We start from the raw sequence: 20,259 nt of genomic DNA on the forward strand, positions 1-20,259 counted from the left end.
TGACCTGCGCGCCCGGATCGAGGCCTACCCCTGGCCAGCCGGGCGCGGTGGCATCGAGGTGGTGCGCGCCAACAGGGGCTACACGCTCTACAGCCAGCGCACCGGCGGACCTGTCGCCCGGCTGCGCCTAACCGGCCAGGGTGACAGAGTTCAGGTTCTCTGGTGGCGCCGCGAGGCTTGGGGCAACCCGGGCCCGTTCGGCCGCGAGGTCATGCCGCTCGACGACGCTCTCGCCTTTATCGCCGCCGAGGGCTTTTTCTGGATCCATGCATCATGACGAGATCGTCACAGCATGTGCAAACTCAAGCTAAGCTCCACCGCGACAACCGCGGGATGGGAGTAACGGCGTTATGAAAATCAAGCTGCATCACGTGAACTTCTGCTCGACCGATGTTCCAGCCATGAGCGAATTCGACCGCACTGTGCTCGATCTAGAATCCAAACCTTCGCTGCAAGCTGCTCGCGTAACGGACAGCGGCTATGCCGGAAAAGTAGCCTTCGTTACCGATGGTGTGACCCAGCTTCATTTAGCGGAGCGGGACCTCGAGGTCGGCTTTCGTACCAGTAACGCAATTAATCCTCTTGAGCGCGGCCATATTGCCTTCCGGATGGACGATCTCGACGCATTCAAGCGGCGCCTGACAGAGAAGGGCATACCGTTTTCGGATTATGGCGCATGGGCGATGAATGGCTGGGAGCAGATTTTCTTTCATGACCCCGAGGGGAATGTGGTCGAGGTCCACCAGGACCGATCCTCGAAGGCTGATTGAGCTTCTCCGGCCGAAATTCCTGCAGGTGCCTTGAAGTCGAGCTCGGCGCGGGTGCCTCTCTGATCAGTCGGCTCGAACTCAGTTCGGACGTCGCCCTTGCATAGCTCGGCATCGGCGGCTTCGGCCGACGGACCGAGTTGAGCCTCTGCAGTTCCATAGCAGCCGGAGTACGCCCGCCGCTGCTCTGTCGCATGCCCGCCCTGCTGGTGGGCCAGCGGGAGTTCGCCGCCAAGGTCGCCTGGAACCTGCTCAACCCAGCCCGGGGCGCCACAGCTCACTCGACGTGACCGTCGCCGGCTACCGGCAGGGCGATCGGACGCAGGCGGTGCTGGCCTCCTCGACCCGCTTCGTCGAACTCGACGCCGCGGCCTGGACCAACAACACGGTCCGAGTATGGGCGCGCAACGTGTCGTCCAGCGCCTCCTTCGACCTCGTCCCGGCCACGCTCTCCATGGCGGTAACAAAGCGCAGGCGGCTTTTCGAACCCGAACAGGAGGCGGGTGCTACCTAAGACCGCACCCGCCGTGCTTTGCAACGTCAAGCAGGCGACTTGCCTTCGACACCTTCCTCAGGCTCTTCGGCCGCGAAGACGTCGATCTCGCATGCCCGGGTCTGGCGTAGCGCAGGGTCGCGGCCACCAAGCCCGGCGACCGGCTTATAGATGTCAAGGCCTCGCCCGAGCTTGAACACGTAGCCGGTGTCGAGCACCACGAAGCGGTCGTGGATGTGACCGTCGAGCGTGTACGTCACCTTAGCGCCAGCCTTCTCAAAGAAGGTTCGGTCGAGACCCTCGTAGTATTCCCGTTCGCTGTCGGCAGTCGGATCGAGCATCTCGCGGGTTAGAATGTGGACGTTCTTCGGCTTCGCCGCCGCTGTGACAACCTCGAGGAACTCGCGAAGGTTTCGGCGCTGGTGCGGCTGAGCGAGGTAGGGATCAATCAGCCAGATCTCGGTCGCACCTTGTAGGTACTCAGCCAAGAAAATACGCGAAAAGGGCCAGCTCTTTTCGCCGTTTCGCAGCGTGTGCCGCTTCACGCACCGGGTTGCCCGCTTTCGGATGGCTGCCACGGGATCCTTAATAGCCTCCTCGTCCGAAATAGGAGGTTCCGAAACCGTAAACGAAGGCTTGAGGAGGGGGGCGTCCCGGCCCGCTGGCTTACCAGATGGCACCGGCTCCGCCGAGCTTGGGGCGGCGACCAGCGCGGGTGCGCTAGCTCCGAATCGAGTGTCGTCCTCTTCTGCCAGAAGGACCTCGACGTCCAACAAGGCAGCTCTGGTCGCCACCTTGAGCTGGTCGACGAGCCGGTTGAAGAGCTCCTTCTGCCCTTCGAGGGTCGCCTCGGCTGCGGCCTTGATGTCGACGGAAGCCCGCTCAATCTCCGCGCGGACCTGGCTGATGGAGCGTTCGGGCAGGGCCTCCGCCTGCTCGGTGAGCGTCTGCGCGAACTCACGGAAGCGGCGCTCGACGTGACTCTGCACCGCCTCTCTCAGGATACCTCGAACCTCGCGGTAGAACGCTCTGACTTCGCTGGTCTGACTCACGGTCGTGCCACGGCCCCAGACCCTGGCGACCGTCTCGCGCGCGGCGGCGATCTTCTCCTCGACCTCGTCGTCGACGAAATCCTCCAGGAGAGCCACGATGCTTGCCTCCTCAGCTACAATTAGGTCATGCTGAGTCTCCAGTGTCTTCTCGAGAAATTCTCCAAGGCTGGTCCCAATGTCGAGCTGCAGCTCCTCGCCGATCTCGAGATCCCTAATCAGCATCGCCGCGTCCGCCGACAGGCTACCGAGATGAGCGCGGAAGGTGTCGACGAATGTGCCGAACTCTTCGGTCTGGCTGTTGAGGTGCTCCGAAACCTTGGGAAAGACCCTGTTGGCGACTCGATTCTGCAAGTCGGCCATGTAGCCCCAATGACCGCTCCGCCGCGTCTTCCAGTGGCGCCCGGCGTCGTCCGTCTCGTAGGATGCGAGGATGCCGTCAGCCTCTAGAGCGACGTTCTGGGATACGACAGCGCCGACCCTCGCTTTGACGGCCAGCTCCTTCTTTAGGACGTCTGATGCCTGGCGCCCCACCTCACCAAACCGGAGGCCATTCTCCTCAAACTGTCGACGAAAGGTGGCGAGCTTCTCCTCAGCCACCTCCCGGTTCCTGATACCCTCCACGACGAGGCGGCGCTTCTCGATGGCGGTCAGCATCTCTTGGAGGATGGAACCGGTGCCTTGCTCGACCGCGCGCTTCGTAGTGGCGAGCCGCGACTCCGTCGACAGGATGCGGAACAGCGTGCTCGTCACGGCACGCATGCCGCCCGGATCATCGTGGTCGATCGGGTGCGCGGCGCGCTCACCCCTTTCGTGGTCGCGGTGATTCGCGGCCGAGGTAAAAGCGATCTCGATAGAATCGAGCTGCTCGCGGAACCTTTGCGTCGATGCAGCGCCCGCGTCGCCGGCCAACTCGTCGAGGGTGGCTTCGATCTCGGCGCGGATGCGCCGGCGCTCCGCTTCAATCCTGACGCCGATGGGCTCCGCGTCCTCGTCCTGGTCACGCGCTTGCCGGACGTGCTGGTCGTACGTCTGGTCCACCTGGGTGACCACGAAGACGAGCTGCCTCACGGTGCCCTTGCGGAGCAGCCTGAGGAGGAAGTCCTTCTCTGCCTGCCCGTAGGATGCGCCCGACTTCGTCAGGAAAAGGACGGCGTCAACATCCTCCACGGCTCGCTCGGTTAGGTGCACCCGGAAGCGCTCAGTGTCGTCGAGGCCCGGGGTGTCGACCAGGGTCACGCCTTGCTGGAGGATCAACGAGGGCGTCTCGATTTCAATTGATTCTACGAGGCAGTGGTGCGGCTTCGTGCTGGAGGTGAACTGCTTGATCTTCCGCCGGAACTCGACCCCTGCCTTACGGTCCGCCTCGGCCCCCTTCCCTTGCGGCAGTGAGATAGTGAGGGTGTGCCCGCCGAGCCGGATGTGCTCGCGCTCGATCGCAGTCATGTCGAAGACCTCGACCTGACTCGACGCCGACGGCTTCGGGTCCTTGCCTGAGAACTTGAGCCAATTCGCGATCCGGTGTGCCGCTGGATCGGAGGGATCCTTACCGTGCAGGGCTTTCAGGTCATCCCAGGTTTCCTTCGAGATCAGGTTGATCTTCGCGAGGATCCGCTCGCCCGCGCGGAATGTGGTCACTGCCGCGGTTTCTGGGTTCGTGTCCTCGCCGGCCAGCTTGCTGCCCAAGAGCACGTTCACGAATGACGACTTTCCGGCCTTAAAGCGGCCGATCACCGCGACCTTATAGTCGTCCGGGATAGTATTCTCCTGGAGGAGCCGAGCTAGGCCGTCAGCGGCACGTGCACACTCCTCGCCCAACCTCCAGCGCCGCTCACGCTGGTTCTCGCGCAGCACGCCGACGAGGAGGTCAATCCGGCCTCGGGCCTTCTCCAGATCTTGACGAATGCGCAGTGGATTTTTGGGCGTCATGCAACTCTCCCGGTCACGCCGGATGCGTAACATAAACCATTAGTTGTTTCAGTTTCAGATTTTCAAGGGAAGAGCAAATCGCTGTTATTGCAACTATCTCGGTTGCGAATGTGGTCCACGGCGACTGCCAATGTGAAGGACCTTTAGGGCTGCGCCAGCACCAGAGGGTCATGTGAACCGCGTTTTTACGCCTTGGCGAGGGCGAACTTGTGTACGGTCACGTTGCGACCGAACTGCACGACGGCGCGCCCGTTGGCGTCGAGCGTCGGCCCTTGGTGAGACAGTCGGTCAAGCGGCGGCTTCCCGGCGATGCTAATCGCCGGAGCTTATCATTGCGTTCCCATCGGCGGATGGGCTTGGGAGCGGCGCCGTAGCGGAGCGGGTCATGGCTGAGCCGGTGGCTGGACGACGAGGGCCAACTCGTCCTCCGCCGTTAGGGTCAGCGCGGCCTTGCTCGGCCGCACCATGTATGCCGGCCTGAATCAACCGTGATCAAGTGGGCGCGACCTCTTCGACCGCTTCGCAGCAGGCGCATACGGCCTTGGAGTAGTCGTGGTACTGAATGTGCCATCCTGGCAGCGCGGCCTTGATGGTCTCGGCAATCGAGCGCCCTGTCGCCGCGAAGCCTTCGATATCGAAGGGCACCGATCCCCCGGCGACAGGTAGAACTCGCTCCGTGCCCACCAGGCGCTTCAGGCCTCTATGCGGGCGCGCAGGGTGGCGGATACGGGCAGGCAATCGGCGTTCTTCTTCGGCCCCGATCGCATCCAGATCCCGCAGGTCGTATACTCGGGACTCAGGAGCACGGACTCGTCTTCTGTCATCAGCTTTCCCCAGTTCTGATGACGATTGAGGAGTGTCGCGCGGTTGTGCCGACCGTGAGCAGGCCTGCGACCGCCCTGGCGATCTTAGCACCGCCCCGCGCACTCGGCTCAATTGGATTTGCGAAGTCATGGTCGTCATTGCAGATTAGGCGCAGGTCGAGCAGCGGGAGACCACGGGCGAAGGCCTCGCGCGTGATCACGTCGTTGAAGAGGGCGAGCGCTGCGACTGCGACCCGCTGCCGATCGGCCTCGGGAAAGCGCGGGTCGTAGATCGTGCAGACCGCGACGGGCAGCCCATACCTGAGCGCCGCATCCAGCATCTCCGCATAGTCCTTACGGAACCGGCTCCGAACCCGTGCAAGCCGGTCGAGGGCCTCGGCCACGCTGCGCACGCTGTCCCCGAGCACCCACTCCTGCGACAGGGCGTCGTTGCCCCCGGCGCTGACCACGATGTGGGTGGCGCCGGCCGGCAGGCGAGCGAGCTGCCGCGGAACGTCTCGCACCACCGCACCATCAACGGCGAGGAGGCTCGCCCGTCCGCCTGGGAGCAGTATTGCGCGCAGCTGCCGGACGACGTCCGGGCAACCCGGCACGTATGTGCCGTTGTCGAAGACGGAGTCCCCGGCGAGGACAAAGTGTATCGAAGGGTGCGCTGCCCGCTGCTCGTGCATGCCTTCGCTCATTCAGCGCCCCATCCCTCGGCCGTCCCGACCGATGTCGGCGAGCCGTGTCCGCGACACGGCGATCGCCGCCGGAGCTTCCGCGAGCAGGTCGGCGAACCGGAGGCAGCCGCTCTCAATAGTCCACTCGGCCAGCTCGTGATCAACCATCAGCACGAAGTTCACTCCCGCCTTTGGCTTGAGGACAGCGCGTGCCATCGTCTTGATCGCACCGTGTCGCTTGAGCATCTGCTCGGTCCTCACCGCCCGCGTAGCCCTGCCGTGGGCCGCCGCTTTCAGCGCTTGGCACCGTTCCATGCTGTCCACGAACCAGTGCATCAGCTCCCGCTCCCTCGGCCGCTCAGGGTTCAGGTGCCAGTCCGCCATTCGCAGGACGTTGATCCGCTCTCGGCAGGCCCGGGTCACCTCGCTGTTCCGCTCCCTTAACGCATTGTGGCGCATCCGCTCGAGTGCCGCACTATCCTGGGAGGCCGCAATCCAGGAGAGGGTGCCGAGGGTCCGCAGGCGGGTCGCGCACGTCAGGGCGACGTCGGATCGCCTCTTGTCGAGTGCGAGCCCACGCAGCCGCTCCAGACCCGCCCGGTCCGTCGCAGTGGCGACCGCCTCCAAGATCGTCGGGCTGTTGAGATCAAGCTTGTCCATGGTGTCCCCTCTCACAATGTCCATCGTGCATGCCATCCCCGACAAGGGAGCAGCAGTGTCATGGAGGCGCTCCATCCCGGCTGTCGCGCTCGCGCAGCAGCGCGTGCACGGCGCGGTGCGCGGCGCCGTACTCGGCGAGCGCACCGCCAACTTCCGCCCAACCGGTGGCCGTGCGGCGTCGCGGGGCTTGTCCAGCCTGCACCGTGCTTTCGGACCCGGCCGTGCGCTCTTGGCCGTCCCACGCCGCGACTGCGGCCACGGCTGCCAACGCGAGCCCGAACGCCGAGCCCGCGGCGCGGCGGCGCGTCGCGAGCACCACGACCGCCGCCGCCATGCCAGAGCCAGCGAAGGTCGCGACCGCCACCCAGACCGAATCCACGCCCATCAGCCAACCTCGTCATCGTTCGCGGCCGCCGGCGTCTCCTCCATGCCGGCCACCGCCTCCATTCGCTCCACAATCCTCGCCGCCACCGCTGTGCCGGTCTCGGCGCCGAGCAGCACGAGCGCGGTCCAGACCACGACGCCCACCATCGTCACTGCATCCATCGACATGTCCCCTTGGGTCAGGCTCCGCCGGGACGGGCCTGCTCGATCGGAAGGTCGCCCAAGCGCCGGAGGAGGTCGTCTAGGCTCTGCCAGTGTTCCGCCAAGCCCTCGAAGGCGGCCTGCAGCCCTTCGAGCCGATCGGCCACCCCGGCGAGAGTCAGCAGGGCGTCGCGGGCCGCGACGCGCGTGCGGGCCAGGTCAGCGGACGCTTCGAGGACTCGCTGATGGGCACCCACGGCAGTCGTCAGCAGGTCCAGTCCCTCGCTCGCGGTCTCGAGCCGGCGGAAGATCTCGGCGGCCTGGGTGGCGAAGCCCGCGACGAGGCGTGCCTGCGCCTCTCGCGCCGCTACCGTCGCCGCCTGGGCGGCCGTGAGCATCTCGGCGCGAATCGCCTCAGAGGACCCGGCGGCCGCGGCGGCGCGGGTGGCCTGCAGGCGGCCGAGCTCGGTTCGGGCACTGTCGGCCGCCCGTTCCGCTGCGCGCCGCGCGCCGGCGGCCTCTGACAGCACCGAGCGGACTGCGGCCAGCCGACGCCGGTGCGAGGCGGCGATTTCAGGCATCCTGTCCAGCTCACGCCCGAGGCGCAGCGCGTTTTCCGTCCAGATGCGTGCCGCGTCCGGCAGCGCTGTGTCCAGGCCGGACGCTGTGCGCATGCGGTCGAGCAGCCGCGCCTCGGCCACGGCCATCTCCTGCAGCGTGCGCAGGAGCGGCTCGGCCCCCTCGCTCCGTAACGCCTCTACCTCCGCGCGGAGCCGCGCCACCCACGCGCCAACCAGGTCATCGGCGCGGGCCGAAGGCGCCGTGTCGCTCTCTCGTGCCGGCGGCGTTTGATTGAGGGGAACTGCCGCCCACGCGGCCGGTGCCAGCAGGAGGCTAACGGCCAGCAGGCCAGGGAGCGTTCCGGCCATAGGCATTACAAGAACATTGCTGAGGATCGCTCGGGGACCGTGCCGATGAACGGGGACCATGCCTCTTCCTTGCTTTGCCGAGGCGAAGCATGCCAGACGCACACGTCAGATCTTGTCGTATTCGTCCTGAATACGTTATGGTGGCGCTCGCGTGATCCAGGCTGCCGCGTCAGCCTCTCGTTTGTCGCGCCGGGTCGAGGCCTCCCATGTATGCGCGTGCCGAGGATATCCTGCGGATTGCCCTGCTCATGGAGGGCTCGCATGGAGGAATGTCGCTGCAAGACATCCAGTCCGAACTCAAGGTGGAGCGCCGAACGGCTGAACGCCTCCGTGACGCGGTAGGGCGCCTCTTCCCAGCCATGGAGCTCGTCTCCACCGGGGAGCGCGTACGGAGGTGGCGGCTGCCCCGGGGCTCGACGAACCGGCTCGTCGAGGTGACCGCGATTGAACTCGAGGAACTGGCGCTCACGGCCGACCGGCTACGCATGGAGGGCATGGCAGACCGCGCGTCGGCGCTCGAGACGTTGCGGGCGAAGCTCTCCGTGCTGGCCCGGCCGGATCGGCGCGCGCGCGTTGAGACGGATTACGAAGCACTGCTGGAGTCTGAGGGACATGCGCTGCGGCCTGGCCCACGACCAACGTTGCCGGACGGCCTCCTGGATACGCTGCGGCAGGGTCTGCTCGGCTTGCGTGTTCTCGACGTCGTTTACCGTGGCCGGGTGAGTCGCCACGCTAAGTCTCTCCGATTGGAGCCGCACGGACTCCTCTTTGGCCAGCGGCACTACCTCGTGGCCTACGAGGCGGGATCGGTGAGCGTCGAACCAAAGCTCTATGCGCTGTCCAACATCGTCTCAGCGCAGCCTGCAAATGAAACTTTCACGCGGCGCGCTGGCCTCGCGCTGAATGCCTATGCCGAGCGCGCCTTCGGGGTCTACCAAGAGAAACCCTTCGACGTAATCTGGCGCTTCTCCCCAGATGTCGCCGCCGATGCACGCGAGTATCACTTCCATCCGACGGAGCGGAAGCGTGACCTGCCCGACGGCTCTCTCGAGGTCACCTTCACGGCGGGAGGCGAACTCGAAATGGCGTGGCACCTGTTCACCTGGGGAGCAGGTGTGACGGTGCTCACGCCGGCCTCGCTGCGCGCGCGCTATGCGGGAATGCTGCGGAGCGCTCTGGATACGATCGAGGCAGGCGGAGTCACGCCGGGACGCGGATGCATCCCATAGCAACTTTGAAGTCCTGGCAACACACTACGCAAATTTCTTTACTAATCTACAATGTTCTGGTAGACAATGCGCATCAGTTTTCGAAGGTTGCCTATGCCGTCGTATGCTGCCGATGACCTATTCCTGATCCGCGAAGTTGGGCCTTCGCTGGGGATGCCCACATGGGCCAATTTGCGCATCGGCTTCAAGCGGCAGGGCGCCGTCCAGGCGACAGAACTCGCCGGGCCGGGCCTGTATGGGGTAATATTTGACGGCTTCCTCATATACGTTGGACTTTACGCAGGGGATACGGATCCATCCGGCGGATGTGTGCTTGATCGCTGGTACAAGCACATCCTCGGTATGACGCTGCGTGGACGCGACATATTTTTTTCGCCGACAGCACTCAAGAAAATACTCCGAATCCCCGGCGATCCCGCCGAGGATCTAGCCCAAACTCTCCTCAATGGCCGGGACACTACTATTCCCCCAAGACTGAAACAGAAGGATGCCGTAGATCTCTATCCGCCTCTACGAACGCGCACCGTTATGTCCAACTTCAATAAAGCGATGTTCGCGTCTAGACATTGGGAAACGCTGCGTACCGGAAATGAAAGCCAGATACTTGGCCATTTCACTTTCGAATACCAGAGGATTACGTCGCCTAACAATCAGTGGCCAGACAAAGATGTTGTGAAATCTGTGTGGCTTCTGCCGCGCGAGACTAACCTCATCAAGCAGTTGCGGCCGATTTGCAACAAGGAGACAGACCCCGCGAGCGCGCGCGACAACGTCACTCCCAAGGAAGTGCGCGAGGAGATGGTGAGGCTACTCGCAGACCTTGTTGGATCGTTCTGCTCAGCCTCCCAGCCAGCCGTAACGCCGCACACGTCCCGCGATGCGCCTGTGCGTGATCCAAATTCCAGAACCGGCGTCGAGCGAAACGACGCCCGGATAAGCGATGACGAGATGAGCGATGACGAGATGAGCGGTGACGAGATGAGCGGTGACGAGATGGGCGATGACGAGATGAGCGATGACGAGATGAGCGATGACGAGATGAGCGGCGGTGAAGCGCGGTTCCGGCAGGTGCTGTCCACAGACGGCGAACGATTTGTCGGGCAGATCCTGGAGAAATGCCCCGACGGGTTCAATCCGTTCTTCACCGAACAAGTCGCACAGTTGCGCATCAGCCTCAATATAGGCGCGCAGAGACGGCTTCTTGCGATGACACCCAGCCGAGGCGGCTTCCAATGCCACACATTGGCGAGCGTTGAAGCCTGCCGAGCGATCGGCCTTGACGCGAAGCCAGTTCGTCAGAGCGAGGCGGTTATGCATGCGAGCTTTTGGCTCGATCCCGCAAAGCACGACCCAGCGACCGTTTTCGCCGTGCTTGGCGCTGCTACACACAGCCTCACCGGCTGAGAGTCGGCGACGCAGCTGACCACCTTTGGTCTGGATATTAAGGGGCTTCCGCTTAAGCTGTCTAGTTAATGCCAAGCACGTCCAGCTCTGTCGTGTAGCCATGCGAATGATGAGGCTCATGTAAAACAAGCATATCGCGTGACGACCGCTCAGAGATGTCCAGGCCAACCAGGTAATCTGGCTACCCCTTCTGCTGGGGGCCAGATCCTGCCGTTCCTCGGTCCCTTAGCGCGCGAGAGCAGTCCCGCAATCACCGCTGCCTGGGGTCATCTGGCCCAGCCTGTCAGCACCATCATCCGAGCAAATCCGCCACTCAATACGCACCTGCTGCTGGCACCGCCCTCAGCGCTCCACCCCTATACTGCCATCATCCAGCTGGTACCGTGGTGTGACGGCAGCGCCGGGCACCGCGCCCTCCTGCGCCGTCTCGACGAATCAAGTCCGAAGGCGCTGCTTCGGGAAGCCCTGTCAGACGCCCCGCTCGCCCTCTGACCCCTCCTGGGCCGCCTCCGCGCGCGCCTGTCTTGGAAGACTACCAGAACCTTGGAGAGTATCTCACGAGACCGATGCGCGATGCTCTCTTGGGGCTGCCGCATATCTGCCACGCGGAACCGCTCCTCCTCGCAGAGGTAGCGAGCCTCGATCCTCTCGTCACGGCAACCTTCGGCGCTCTCGGTAAATCGGGAAGGCGCACGGCACGGGCTCTGGACAGCGCGCTCCGGCTGGCGCACGTCGCGGGCGTCCTCGAACCCGACGTGGTAGCAGCCCGCGCCCTGCGCAGCGTGCGGCCTGGCGGCCTCTGGCGCTTTGTGCGCCGGCGGCTATTGCGGGCGGCCGCGCCGCCGCTTTGCCACCCACCCGGCGCCACTGCTCATCCCCGTAAGCACCGGCGCGGAACTGGTCGTCCTCGCACGGCGGTTCCGCAGTTGCCTCGCGAACCGTCCAGAGCACATCTTCGAACTTGTGACCGGCATGCGCCGATTAGTGGAGTGGCGCGGAGCGGAGCCCGCCGTGGCTGCAGTCGAAATCCGGAAAGGAGGCGCATTCTGTCTGCTTCTCGTGCTCGGCCCGCGCAACGCGCCCATCTCAGATGCGACCCGCAAGGCCATTGCCAAGTCGCTGGAGGCGGGAGGTTTACGGCGGCTGCCGCTGGCCTCGCAGCGGGTTCTCCGTGCCTCGCACGAGCTGTCAGCAGAGCCGGCCGAGCTCAATTTACCAGAGAGATATCGCGGGCCACGCTCGTGGGGGCGGTGATCGGAGGCGCTCTATGGCTGCAGGTGTGATGGGATCGGAGCAGCGCCAAGCCTGTGCCGCCATCCTCGGCTTCGGCGCGCTGGCCGATGCAGCTCGACTGGCGGTAGACAACTGCGTGGCCATGCAATTGTGCGAGGGACCGCCGAGGATTCCTGTGACCTGCGACCCGGACGTCGCCTCCGCAACTGCATGGTCTTTCTCAGTCGTTGCGTATGATCCGACGGACTCGAAGGAACAGGTGGGTGGCCGTGCCGTGGTCCGCATGCAGGCGCGCCGCGGCCCGGTTGTGGTGCTCCTGCCGACAGAGAAACCGTATATCGGTCCGCCGCCGGCTTGGCCGGAGCCGGCGTAATTCTCAACAATCCGCCTGCTTCCATTCTGCAGGCCGGGGGCGAATCGGAGTTGTGTGTGGGTTGGGGTGCTAACCGCGCTGGCGGCGACTGTCGCATGCCGAGGCATCGTCGGCATCGACCCTTCCGATGTGCTGGAAGCAGTGAACGGCCGACATTCGGGGTTCGCGGCGTATTGGCCACTCCCGGACGCCAGTCCCATGGAACTCGGATCCAGGTTGGTGGGCGCCGTCCGATCCGCTGGCGCGGACGGAGAAATTGGGGAGCGGCTGCTGCTCTGTCTGACCCTTCCGGTCGCATGGCTCCTGTTGGAGCTCGACGCCTTGCTGCGCCGAGTTGCGGAAGCTGCCCCGCGGGTCGTGGTGACCGTCTCCGCCGTCCCTAACGCCAGCGACGATGGCGGTGCTCTCCTCGTCTCCTCATCAGTGCGCTGACCTGCGCCGGTCAGAGCGCCGGAACGCGCTCCAAACGGGGCGGCACACTCGGGACGGCGTCGGGCGCGAGGCACCATTCCCGCCAAGCCTCCACGATCATCACCATGGCCAACGTATCGAGCTCACAGTAGCGCAGCAAAGCTTTCTCGATGTAGCGGCGCTCGTCGCCTTGCAGGTACTCGAATTGTAGGCGGGCGTAAGCTGAAGCGGCTGCTCCACCTTCCGCGATCGCCAGCTTCTCGGCGGACTCCAGCTCCGACAGAAGACTAGGCTCAAGGTCGCGGAACACCGGCCCCAGAAATGTATAGGGGTCCTTCGCCCCCGCTCCGTCCGCGTGCCACCAGATCTGCTCACGGAAGTTGTGGCTCGGAATACCCCACCTCGCGCCGTACACGGGCTTCGAATACCGCGCCCGTAACAACGCGGAACTGCCCAGCACCGCAGGCAGCACCCTCTTAATGGAGCAGCTACCCTTTGTCGCGGGATGGAAGAACCCATGCTCCGCCAGCTTGCACAGATCGTAGAGCGTGCGCGGTCCGTCCGTCAGGGTGACGGTGAAGGCAGCGAGTTCTGCGGCATCTGCCGGCGGCTCCGGCCCGTCCTGCAGCTCCCTAAACAGCTCATTCAGCACGGTTTGCTCGTGGTGCGACCACATGAAGACGGTGCCCGCCTCTCCCAGTGCACTGCGCAGGGCGCGCAGGAAGGCGAGGTTCGGATCACTGCCGGGCGCCGTGTCCAGAAACTGCGTGCGATGGGCCGCGCGGCCATTCTCTTCCATGATATGATGGGAGAACTGGAATGCCACCTGCGCGTAGGGACGCTGCCCTTTCCGGAACGGCAGGGCCGCACGTGCCGTCTCGAAGTCGATGAAATGGAGCGGCCATGCCCATCGGGCCATCTCACGCCGCATAAGCTCGCGATGTAGGAAGAATGGTCCGCCGCCTGGCCAATCTCCGGAAATCTGCATCCATTGCCGCTCGCTGGTGCTCAGTCGCCCGTCGCCTGGTTTGAACTTCAGGTCGTCCTTCGTCACTTCGGCGAGGCGCAGCGTCCCTCGCTCGATGAGGGGCGTCTTGCCTCGGAAATTCCAGAGATCCAGCACGGTGCCCCCGGGCAGATCTTGCGGCTCCGCGATTAGGGGAGTCGCCCAGCACTCCTCAAATCCGCTGCGTGAGGACGCATCGCCGGTCCGGACCCGGAACTCGCAAGCGCCGCAATGCTTGCCGATGACCGGGCCGAGCCGCCTACCGTCGCGCCACGCGCCGGCGAACTGCTCGATCCGGTCCGCCCAGGGCCTTTCCTCTCCCGGGGCACGCAGGCGGTCCACCATGATCGCTCGGACATACGCATCGACGTTCACCGCCGTGAGCACAGGCTCACCGAGGGCGAGGGCGTCGGTGCCCGGTGCGACGTCGACGACGGGACGCCCGTCTCGGCGCCGGACGCGGAAGCGCCGGTTCAACCCGTCGACCGTGCTTCTCGTCGAGGTGTCGGCCAGCATGAGAAAGCCGCGGGCGTCGAGCTGCGGGTAGGCCAGGCGGAACACGTGGCATTGGAAAGCGACGTCCTGCAGGTACGGCAGCCAGTCGCTGCGGATGCGGCCCGGACTGCCGAACAGGTCGGGTTTTCGGGAATCGAAGCTCTTGGCCTTCACCTCCACGATCTCGACGCGATCGCCACACTTCCGGAGCACATCGACCCGGACGAAGAGGTCGCCATGGCAGATCGCTGCCTCGAAGATCGTCACCTCGTCGCGCGTGAGCAGGGCACGGGTTTCGACCACCTGCTCCTCGTGGGTGCGCGACGTGATCTCTACCCCGCCGGGGTGCATAAGTTTGGCGAGCTCGCCCACCTGGAAGCCGCCATCGGCCAGGGCTTTAAGAAAGGGATCTTCGAGCGATGAGTTGGTATAGAGGTCTGGCTGCCGGGCGTAGAACAGCTTGGTCGGGCACTCCACGGCCATCCTGAAGCGTGCCTTGGTGAAGTAGCGTGACATCAGGCCTAGTCTCCCGCGCGTCGTGCGGGCTGCTGGGCCTGTTTAGCCTCCTACACGCGCACGATCCGTATGCGCGATTTATGCCAGCGTTTATCTCGTTTTACGATAAAAAATCAATCCGAGGTCGATTCCATGCCTTGGCTTTGTAAGCGCTATTGTTACATACAAAAGGCAGAGAATTTCGTTCCCCAGTTCCCATCGCTGCTCCAGTCGGCTTCCATACAACCTGTCTCTCCTAACCGGCTCGGTGCGCTGAGGCGCAGGTTTGGCCTGGGTTTTCGCGGCAACCTTGATGGTACGGTTACGGAACAGAGCCGGGTTTTCTCTCCGAAGTGCCGGAGACTCTCCGGACCTTGAGGGTGGGCCGATTTAACCCTCAAGCTTTACTGCCTTGAAAATGCACGATTTTCGGGCGGGGTCTCGGCGCCTTATTCAGCGTGGCTACCGGCTGCCGGTCACATCTACAGATAAGGTCACACTCTCCGCCCCAAGCCTTTTCGCTTCTAACCGGCGCGGCGACGCCGGCGCCACATCCGAACCGCCACTCGCTGTCGGCACGCGCTGACCTCTCGGCTGGATCTTGGGTTCTCCCAAAAGGTGTTACGCGACGGTGCTCGGTCCATTGGCCGTCCCCGTAGGCCACCGAGTTTTTGGATGTGCCGGTAGCCCATCTGCCAAGTGGCCAGGTCATCCGGGAGCGTAGCGGCATTGAATTGAGGAAAGCGGCCGATCTCGCAGCCGCAGCCGCCACCGCAGCTGTTGGAAGCTTATGGTCTATCCCTTCAGTTCTGGAGGCGAACTCCGTGTGCGCGCTGAGACGAAGGTCGACGTGCTGCCTCGATCTGGGATCCGCGCGCTGTACAATGCAGCACGCTGAGGCGCGCCAGGACCAGCCGGTGAACCTGCCGGCTCAGGGCGCGTATGGCATGTGCGGGTGGACGAGCGGGTCCCCTCCGCGTCTTGGCTGTCCTCGCGCCCCCGCAGGCTTTCCCCCGTCGTGCAAGCAGCCCCGGCCTTTGCCCCGCTCCGTCATTCCACCTTCCGTGCACTCTGGTTTGCTAACCTTGCCAGCAACACCGGGCTGTGGATCCAGAACACCAGTGCCGGGTGGCTGATGACCTCGCTCGCCCCCTCACCAGTGATGGTCAGCCTGGTGCAGGCCGCAGCGATGCTGCCGGTCTTCCTCTTCGCCCTGCCTGGCGGCGCGCTGGCCGACGTCCTGGATCGCCGCCGCACCCTCATCGCGGCCCAGCTCTGGATTGCCGCAGCCGGGCTCTTGCTCGCCGTGCTTGCTGCGCTGGGCCTACTCGGCCCTTGGGGCCTGCTCGCCCTGACCTTCGCTATCGGTGCGGGCACAGCGGTGATTTTCCCGGCCTGGGCGGCGGCCACGCCCGAGCTGGTGCCGCATGAGGACATGGTGCAGGCGGTCGCGCTGAACGGCGTCGGCTTCAACTTGGCACGCGCGCTCGGCCCAGCGCTCGGCGGCTTTGTCATGGCTGCCGCAGGCGCCGCGGCTGCCTTCGCCCTGAATGCCCTCGGCTTCCTTGCGCTGCTCTGGGCACTGGTCGCCTGGCGCCGACCCATACCGCCCCGCTCTGATCTTCCACCCGAACGGCTCCCCTCCGCGGTGCGCGCGGGCCTGCGCTTCGCCATCGCCGTGCCGGCCATGCGCGCGGCTATCCTGCGTGCCTGTGCCTTCTTCCTCTTCGCCTCTGCCGTCTGGGCGTTGCTGCCGCTGGTGGTGCGTGACCGACTGGGGCTGGGGCCGGCAGCCTTCGGCCTGATGCTGGGCGTGGCCGGTTGCGGTGCCGTGGCGGCGGGGGTAGCGATGCCGATGCTGCGGGAGCGCCTCCCGCAGGGCAGGCTGGTGTTCTTCGCGTCGCTCCTGGCCTACGCTGCCACGGCGCTGCTTGGCCTGGCCTCACACTGGGCGCCGGCGGCACTCGCTATGCTACTCTTCGGGGCAGCCTGGCTTGCGGCCGGCAGCACGCTCGGGGTCGCCGCACAGCTGACCTCGCCCACCTGGGCGCGTGCGCGGGCGCTTGGCGTCTACCACCTCTCATTCTTCGGCGCGCTAGCGCTCGGCGCCATGCTGTGGGGCTGGGTGGGGACTCAAGCCGGCGTGCCGACAGCACTCGTGCTCTGCGCAGGTACAGGTGCACTCGCGGCAGCCGCGGTACGACCTTGGCGACTGGATGGTTCCGCGCCGGGCACGGCGGCATCGCGGCTGCGAGGGTTACCTGACGTCCCGCTGCCCCTACCGAAGGCGCCGGCGCCGACGTTCGTGGACCTGCTGCACGAGGACTCCGGCCGGTTGCTGGAAGCAGTGCACTACCGAATAGATCCCGCTGATCGTGCCGCCTTCCTGGCGGCAATGGGGGAGGTTCGCCACGTCCGTATGCGCGCGGGAGCGCTTGTCTGGAGATTGTACGAGGATGTCGCTCAGCCCGAGCGGTGGACGGAGCTCTGGGCCGTCGAGTCCTGGACCGAACACTTGCGTGAAGCGACACGGTTGGATGAAGCGGATCATGCGGCGCTTGCCCGAGCCGCTGCGATGCACCGCGGCGACGAGCCGCCCAAGGCATCGCGGCACCTCAATGTCGATCCATGAACCGCAACTCCTCCTGCATCACTGAAGGAACTTGGCGCGTACCTCAACGCGGCAGTCTCGCGCTCGCCTGCGCCTTCACGATCGGGATCAGCTAGTCCCACCGGAAGAGCGCCAAGAACAGCACGAACACGGCGAGCGGCAACCCTAATCCCAGCCCCCAGCGCCATGTGCGGCGTCGCGCCACGACCCTCTGCCCTGCTGCGGCTGCTGGAAAAGCGCTCGAGGTACGGTTTGGTTCGGCCACATGGGCCGGTGGCTACCTTGCCAGCGGTCATATACGATAGGATAGAGATCAGTAGGCTGCTGCTGGGCAGCTACACACGGGACACCGAATCGATTCCGAAGCCGATTACGTTTTCAGCGTCATTGGCCTTGATTTGTGGCTGACCTCTGATTGGCCGCTCAACGCCCAACCGGGCTGGTCAGTGTGGTGTGGGCGACGAGACCTTGACGGCCCCATCGCTCTGCCCCGATGTCAGCCGACTGCGCGGTTTCCACGCACAAGCAGGGTGTCGCGGGTACCTCTGCGGGCGCCAAGTATGGTCGCTATGGCACCGAGCAGCATAGTCCCGAAGACTGCAAAGGCGGCCATCGAGGTGCCCGAGGCGGCAGCATCTGCCGCGCGGCGCGCAGACTCCTCAGCCTGTCGAGCAGCTTGGGTGGCCTGCTGCTCGGCGGCTTGCACACGCGCCTGGGCATCCTGTGGGCTGAGGCCATACTCGGCGGCTACCAGCTGGTTCATGCGTTCGCGGTCGGGCTGTGACAGCTGGCCCTCAGTTACGCGCCGGGTGACGAGTGTCCCCATTTCCGCCTTGCGCTGGTCCGAGGTCATGCTGGCCGGATTGCCACCCCCGCCAGCCAGTGCGCCCTGCACACGATCCACCAAGCCCTGTGTTGCGGATTGCAGCGTGCCGGTGTCCGTGCGGTTGGCAACCTGCTGGCCCACAGCGGAGGCGGCGGACCCGGCACCTTGGGCGGCACCGCCGAGGAGGCTGGATACGCCGCTGGTGGCGGTGGAGGCGATACCCGCCACGAGGTTGCCCAGCAGCACGGCGGAAAGCAGAAAGGTTGTGCCCCAGACGGCGAGGCCATGCAGGGTACCATCAGTATGGTCCGCAGTGCCCGAAAGCCGCGCGGCGACGTAGCCGCCCACCGCCAGTCCAATTAGGTTCGACACCAGGAGCCAAATGGCAGCGCCGATGCCGATGGAGGAAGCCGATGGGGTGTCACGCGCGGCAGCGTCCACTGTGGTGGCGCCCACACCGGCACCTAGGGCGTTGAGCATGAGCCCGATCGTCACGGCCACAACGGCGCCGGCAAAGACTGCCCCCCACGAAATGCGGGACGGCAGCGATGGGGCACCCTCGGGGAAGGCCGCTGCCGCAGTGGTGCCGCCGTCGTAGATGCTTGTTCCGCTTCTGGATACCATGTCGATAGATCCTTGTAGTTGAGAAGTTGTTGGGGCGTAGGCCTGAACCAGCAGCACATCATGGCAATGGACTGCTATTGGTCCGCCACAATCCGACCCAGGTCTTTAAAGCTGCCGACGGTCGATTGGGCGCTGCCGGCCATTATTTTGGACGCGCCGCCAGTCCAAGCTTTGTGTTGCCGGTCAGCTTGCCGATGGCTTTCTGGCCGGAGCCCTTCACCTGTCTTAGCGCGCCCGCGGTCCTATCCTGGTTCATGGCCATTCCCCTGAGCCCACAACCCAGTCAGGCACAGCTGCCTCCCTGTTGAGGGCCACGGCGAGCCATGCGGGCGCTCCGCCAACCCTTTGGCTCCCGCAAGGTTCCATCCTGATGCCCATTTGCAGTTCTGCCTGAGGTAGGATCGCGTCCTCATCTGCCTGCCTCATGTGGTTGCACCAGCTCAGTGTTCCCGGCTGCGTCGCCGCTTCTTCGGTTTGATCCGCTCGTCAGCGGCGAAGCCGCGCTCCCGAGCCCAGACCGTCAAGGCCGCTCGTCCATGAACACCGGTTCCGCGGTAAAGATCGTTGACGTGGTTGCGCACCGTTGTGCGTGGGATGAAGCCGCTCGGCAACGACGCCATCGTCAAGCGCACGACAAACCCGGGCCAGTGCCTTGACCAACGCAGGGTCAGGGCGTGTAGCGACAGCCCGCGCGCCGTCCTGCACCGGCGTCACCACCATTCTCCGCCGCGGCCGCCGGTGGATGGCGAGCGGCACTCGGACCGTAATGCTGGCCGTCGCGCTCATGCCGTCACACGCTCAGCGCTGTGATCTCGAGCTGGCGTAGCAGAGCGCGGACTTGGTCCACCACCGCGGCCTCGATCTCCGCCGCTGCTACGCGCCGCACGATGCCTTCGTCCCCGGCCGCGTCGTCCTTCAGCACCCGCTGCGCCACCTGATAGAGGTAGAGCCGGTCGTTTTCCTGGCGTGCGTCAGCGAACGAGGGGGCTCAGTTGGCTGGCGGCTCGGCTGATCTGAAATCTGCTGTCTTTGCATGTCGGCTCATGGAGGCTCGGGGGTGTTTCGCACTATGTTGCTCAGGTGGCGCCACCAGAATGGAACATGTGATGGCAGCCGCCGTTAGAAAGCTGCAAGCAATCCGAAGCTCTCTGAGGAGGCCGATGTCGAGAGACATCACCCCCCGACCGTTGAATCTCGTTACCCGCCGTGAGCTGCTGGCCGGAGTGGCCATCCAGGCCGGAGCAGCGATGCTCGGAGGGACGCCTGGTGCCGCTGCGCCACAAGAGCTGCACGCACTATTCCGACCGGGACTATTCCGGAGTTTCTTCCTGGGTGGCTTTGAGTGCTCGACGCAGCGTCGTGCCGACGGGCGGCGGCTGGACCTGATCGCGGCCACTCGGCACGACCAGCTAGCCCGGATTATGCGCGAGGGCTGACGGGCATGGCGCAAGCCGTTGTGCGGACGTAGAATTTGGCTACGACACTCAAACCCAGCCGCGTCCGGAGACCATGCCCGTCACGGTTGAACCTACCCCGCCGCTGCCCGGCCTGTCATCGGTTGGCGGCAAGCTCCTGATCGCCCGCTTCGACGGCGGGCAACTCTCCTCCGACGGCGGCCTGCTGGCCTTGCGCGAGGTCGAGCGCCGCCTCGGCATTGCCGACCGGCTGGCAGCCTGCATCGACGACCCGCGCTCGCCGGAGCGGGTCCGGCACC

General features: G+C 65.0%; 17 protein-coding genes. 7 read left to right on the forward strand and 10 right to left on the reverse strand.

The annotated features are described in order from the left end of the window. From EP26_RS36420 to EP26_RS25190, 3 genes are all read left to right on the forward strand, one after another. A partial coding sequence (locus EP26_RS36420) for a hypothetical protein (RefSeq protein ID WP_043342803.1) occupies positions 1-277 on the forward strand: 277 nt, incomplete at its 5' end. 73 nt (positions 278-350) lie between these two features. Continuing rightward, positions 351-770: a VOC family protein gene (locus EP26_RS25185; protein ID WP_043342806.1), complete on the forward strand. Its 420-nt coding sequence runs from the start codon at positions 351-353 to the stop codon at positions 768-770. A 283-nt stretch (positions 771-1,053) separates the two neighbouring features. Further along, positions 1,054-1,281: a hypothetical protein gene (locus EP26_RS25190; RefSeq protein ID WP_043342808.1), complete on the forward strand. Its 228-nt coding sequence runs from the start codon at positions 1,054-1,056 to the stop codon at positions 1,279-1,281. 26 nt (positions 1,282-1,307) lie between these two features. Here EP26_RS25190 and EP26_RS25195 read toward each other — a convergent pair whose 3' ends face one another. From EP26_RS25195 to EP26_RS35345, 7 genes are all read right to left on the reverse strand, one after another. Next, positions 1,308-4,238 (reverse strand): MIT C-terminal domain-containing protein, encoded by a 2,931-nt coding sequence (locus tag EP26_RS25195; RefSeq protein ID WP_043342809.1) that lies wholly within the window; start codon positions 4,236-4,238, stop codon positions 1,308-1,310. 492 nt (positions 4,239-4,730) lie between these two features. Beyond that, positions 4,731-4,883, reverse strand: a complete 153-nt coding sequence (locus EP26_RS35335) for a hypothetical protein (RefSeq protein ID WP_157033760.1) — start codon at positions 4,881-4,883, stop codon at positions 4,731-4,733. Between the two features lie 178 nt (positions 4,884-5,061). After that, positions 5,062-5,745: an SGNH/GDSL hydrolase family protein gene (locus tag EP26_RS25200; protein ID WP_052389660.1), complete on the reverse strand. Its 684-nt coding sequence runs from the start codon at positions 5,743-5,745 to the stop codon at positions 5,062-5,064. Further along, positions 5,746-6,384 (reverse strand): hypothetical protein, encoded by a 639-nt coding sequence (locus tag EP26_RS25205; protein ID WP_157033761.1) that lies wholly within the window; start codon positions 6,382-6,384, stop codon positions 5,746-5,748. A 58-nt stretch (positions 6,385-6,442) separates the two neighbouring features. Next, the gene (locus EP26_RS25210; protein ID WP_043342814.1) at positions 6,443-6,769 is read right to left on the reverse strand and encodes a hypothetical protein; all 327 of its coding nucleotides are present in this window, start codon (positions 6,767-6,769) and stop codon (positions 6,443-6,445) included. Beyond that, complete coding sequence (locus tag EP26_RS35340) at positions 6,769-6,930, reverse strand: hypothetical protein (RefSeq protein ID WP_157033762.1); 162 nt, start codon at positions 6,928-6,930, stop codon at positions 6,769-6,771. The genes EP26_RS25210 and EP26_RS35340 overlap by 1 nt, the downstream gene beginning before the upstream one ends. 17 nt (positions 6,931-6,947) lie before the next feature. Further along, on the reverse strand, positions 6,948-7,838 hold the full coding sequence (locus tag EP26_RS35345; RefSeq protein WP_043342817.1) for a hypothetical protein: 891 nt from the start codon (positions 7,836-7,838) through the stop codon (positions 6,948-6,950). A 206-nt stretch (positions 7,839-8,044) separates the two neighbouring features. Between EP26_RS35345 and EP26_RS25220 the strand changes: the two genes are divergently transcribed. After that, on the forward strand, positions 8,045-9,067 hold the full coding sequence (locus EP26_RS25220) for a helix-turn-helix transcriptional regulator (protein WP_052389661.1): 1,023 nt from the start codon (positions 8,045-8,047) through the stop codon (positions 9,065-9,067). A 66-nt stretch (positions 9,068-9,133) separates the two neighbouring features. After that, a complete protein-coding gene (locus EP26_RS35350) occupies positions 9,134-10,471 on the forward strand; it encodes a hypothetical protein (protein ID WP_157033763.1) in 1,338 nt (445 codons plus the stop codon). Positions 10,472-12,519: 2,048 nt separating this feature from the next. On the opposite strand, the gene EP26_RS25235 is transcribed toward EP26_RS35350, so the two are convergent. After that, positions 12,520-14,505 carry a DUF2779 domain-containing protein gene (locus tag EP26_RS25235; RefSeq protein WP_052389663.1) on the reverse strand — a complete coding sequence of 662 codons (1,986 nt, stop codon included), beginning with the start codon at positions 14,503-14,505 and terminating at the stop codon, positions 12,520-12,522. 997 nt (positions 14,506-15,502) lie between these two features. Between EP26_RS25235 and EP26_RS25240 the strand changes: the two genes are divergently transcribed. After that, entirely contained in the window at positions 15,503-17,116 is a 1,614-nt protein-coding gene (locus EP26_RS25240; protein ID WP_043342822.1) for an MFS transporter, read from the forward strand. Between the two features lie 475 nt (positions 17,117-17,591). Here EP26_RS25240 and EP26_RS25245 read toward each other — a convergent pair whose 3' ends face one another. Together EP26_RS25245 and EP26_RS38285 are read right to left on the reverse strand one after the other, a co-directional pair. Continuing rightward, a complete protein-coding gene (locus tag EP26_RS25245; RefSeq protein ID WP_245624513.1) occupies positions 17,592-18,545 on the reverse strand; it encodes a hypothetical protein in 954 nt (317 codons plus the stop codon). 790 nt (positions 18,546-19,335) lie between these two features. Continuing rightward, positions 19,336-19,467 (reverse strand): hypothetical protein, encoded by a 132-nt coding sequence (locus tag EP26_RS38285; RefSeq protein ID WP_281177116.1) that lies wholly within the window; start codon positions 19,465-19,467, stop codon positions 19,336-19,338. 587 nt (positions 19,468-20,054) lie between these two features. On the opposite strand from EP26_RS38285, the gene EP26_RS25255 reads away from it, so the two are divergent. Beyond that, the coding region (locus EP26_RS25255) for a transposase (RefSeq protein WP_043342825.1) at positions 20,055-20,259 on the forward strand (205 nt) is incomplete at its 3' end.

Source organism: Belnapia moabensis DSM 16746, from assembly GCF_000745835.1.
In the GTDB taxonomy this organism is placed as follows: domain Bacteria; phylum Pseudomonadota; class Alphaproteobacteria; order Acetobacterales; family Acetobacteraceae; genus Belnapia; species Belnapia moabensis.

Coding starts and splice junctions, on each gene's coding strand:
- EP26_RS25195 (WP_043342809.1), bottom strand. CDS start 4,238: ATGACGCCCAAAAATCCACTGCGCATTCGTCAAGATCTGGAGAAGGCC.
- EP26_RS35340 (WP_157033762.1), bottom strand. CDS start 6,930: ATGGATGCAGTGACGATGGTGGGCGTCGTGGTCTGGACCGCGCTCGTG.
- EP26_RS35350 (WP_157033763.1), top strand. CDS start 9,134: ATGCGCATCAGTTTTCGAAGGTTGCCTATGCCGTCGTATGCTGCCGAT.
- EP26_RS25245 (WP_245624513.1), bottom strand. CDS start 18,545: ATGGTATCCAGAAGCGGAACAAGCATCTACGACGGCGGCACCACTGCG.
- EP26_RS25205 (WP_157033761.1), bottom strand. CDS start 6,384: ATGGACAAGCTTGATCTCAACAGCCCGACGATCTTGGAGGCGGTCGCC.
- EP26_RS35345 (WP_043342817.1), bottom strand. CDS start 7,838: ATGGCCGGAACGCTCCCTGGCCTGCTGGCCGTTAGCCTCCTGCTGGCA.
- EP26_RS25185 (WP_043342806.1), top strand. CDS start 351: ATGAAAATCAAGCTGCATCACGTGAACTTCTGCTCGACCGATGTTCCA.
- EP26_RS25200 (WP_052389660.1), bottom strand. CDS start 5,745: ATGAGCGAAGGCATGCACGAGCAGCGGGCAGCGCACCCTTCGATACAC.
- EP26_RS25210 (WP_043342814.1), bottom strand. CDS start 6,769: ATGGGCGTGGATTCGGTCTGGGTGGCGGTCGCGACCTTCGCTGGCTCT.
- EP26_RS25235 (WP_052389663.1), bottom strand. CDS start 14,505: ATGTCACGCTACTTCACCAAGGCACGCTTCAGGATGGCCGTGGAGTGC.
- EP26_RS25220 (WP_052389661.1), top strand. CDS start 8,045: ATGTATGCGCGTGCCGAGGATATCCTGCGGATTGCCCTGCTCATGGAG.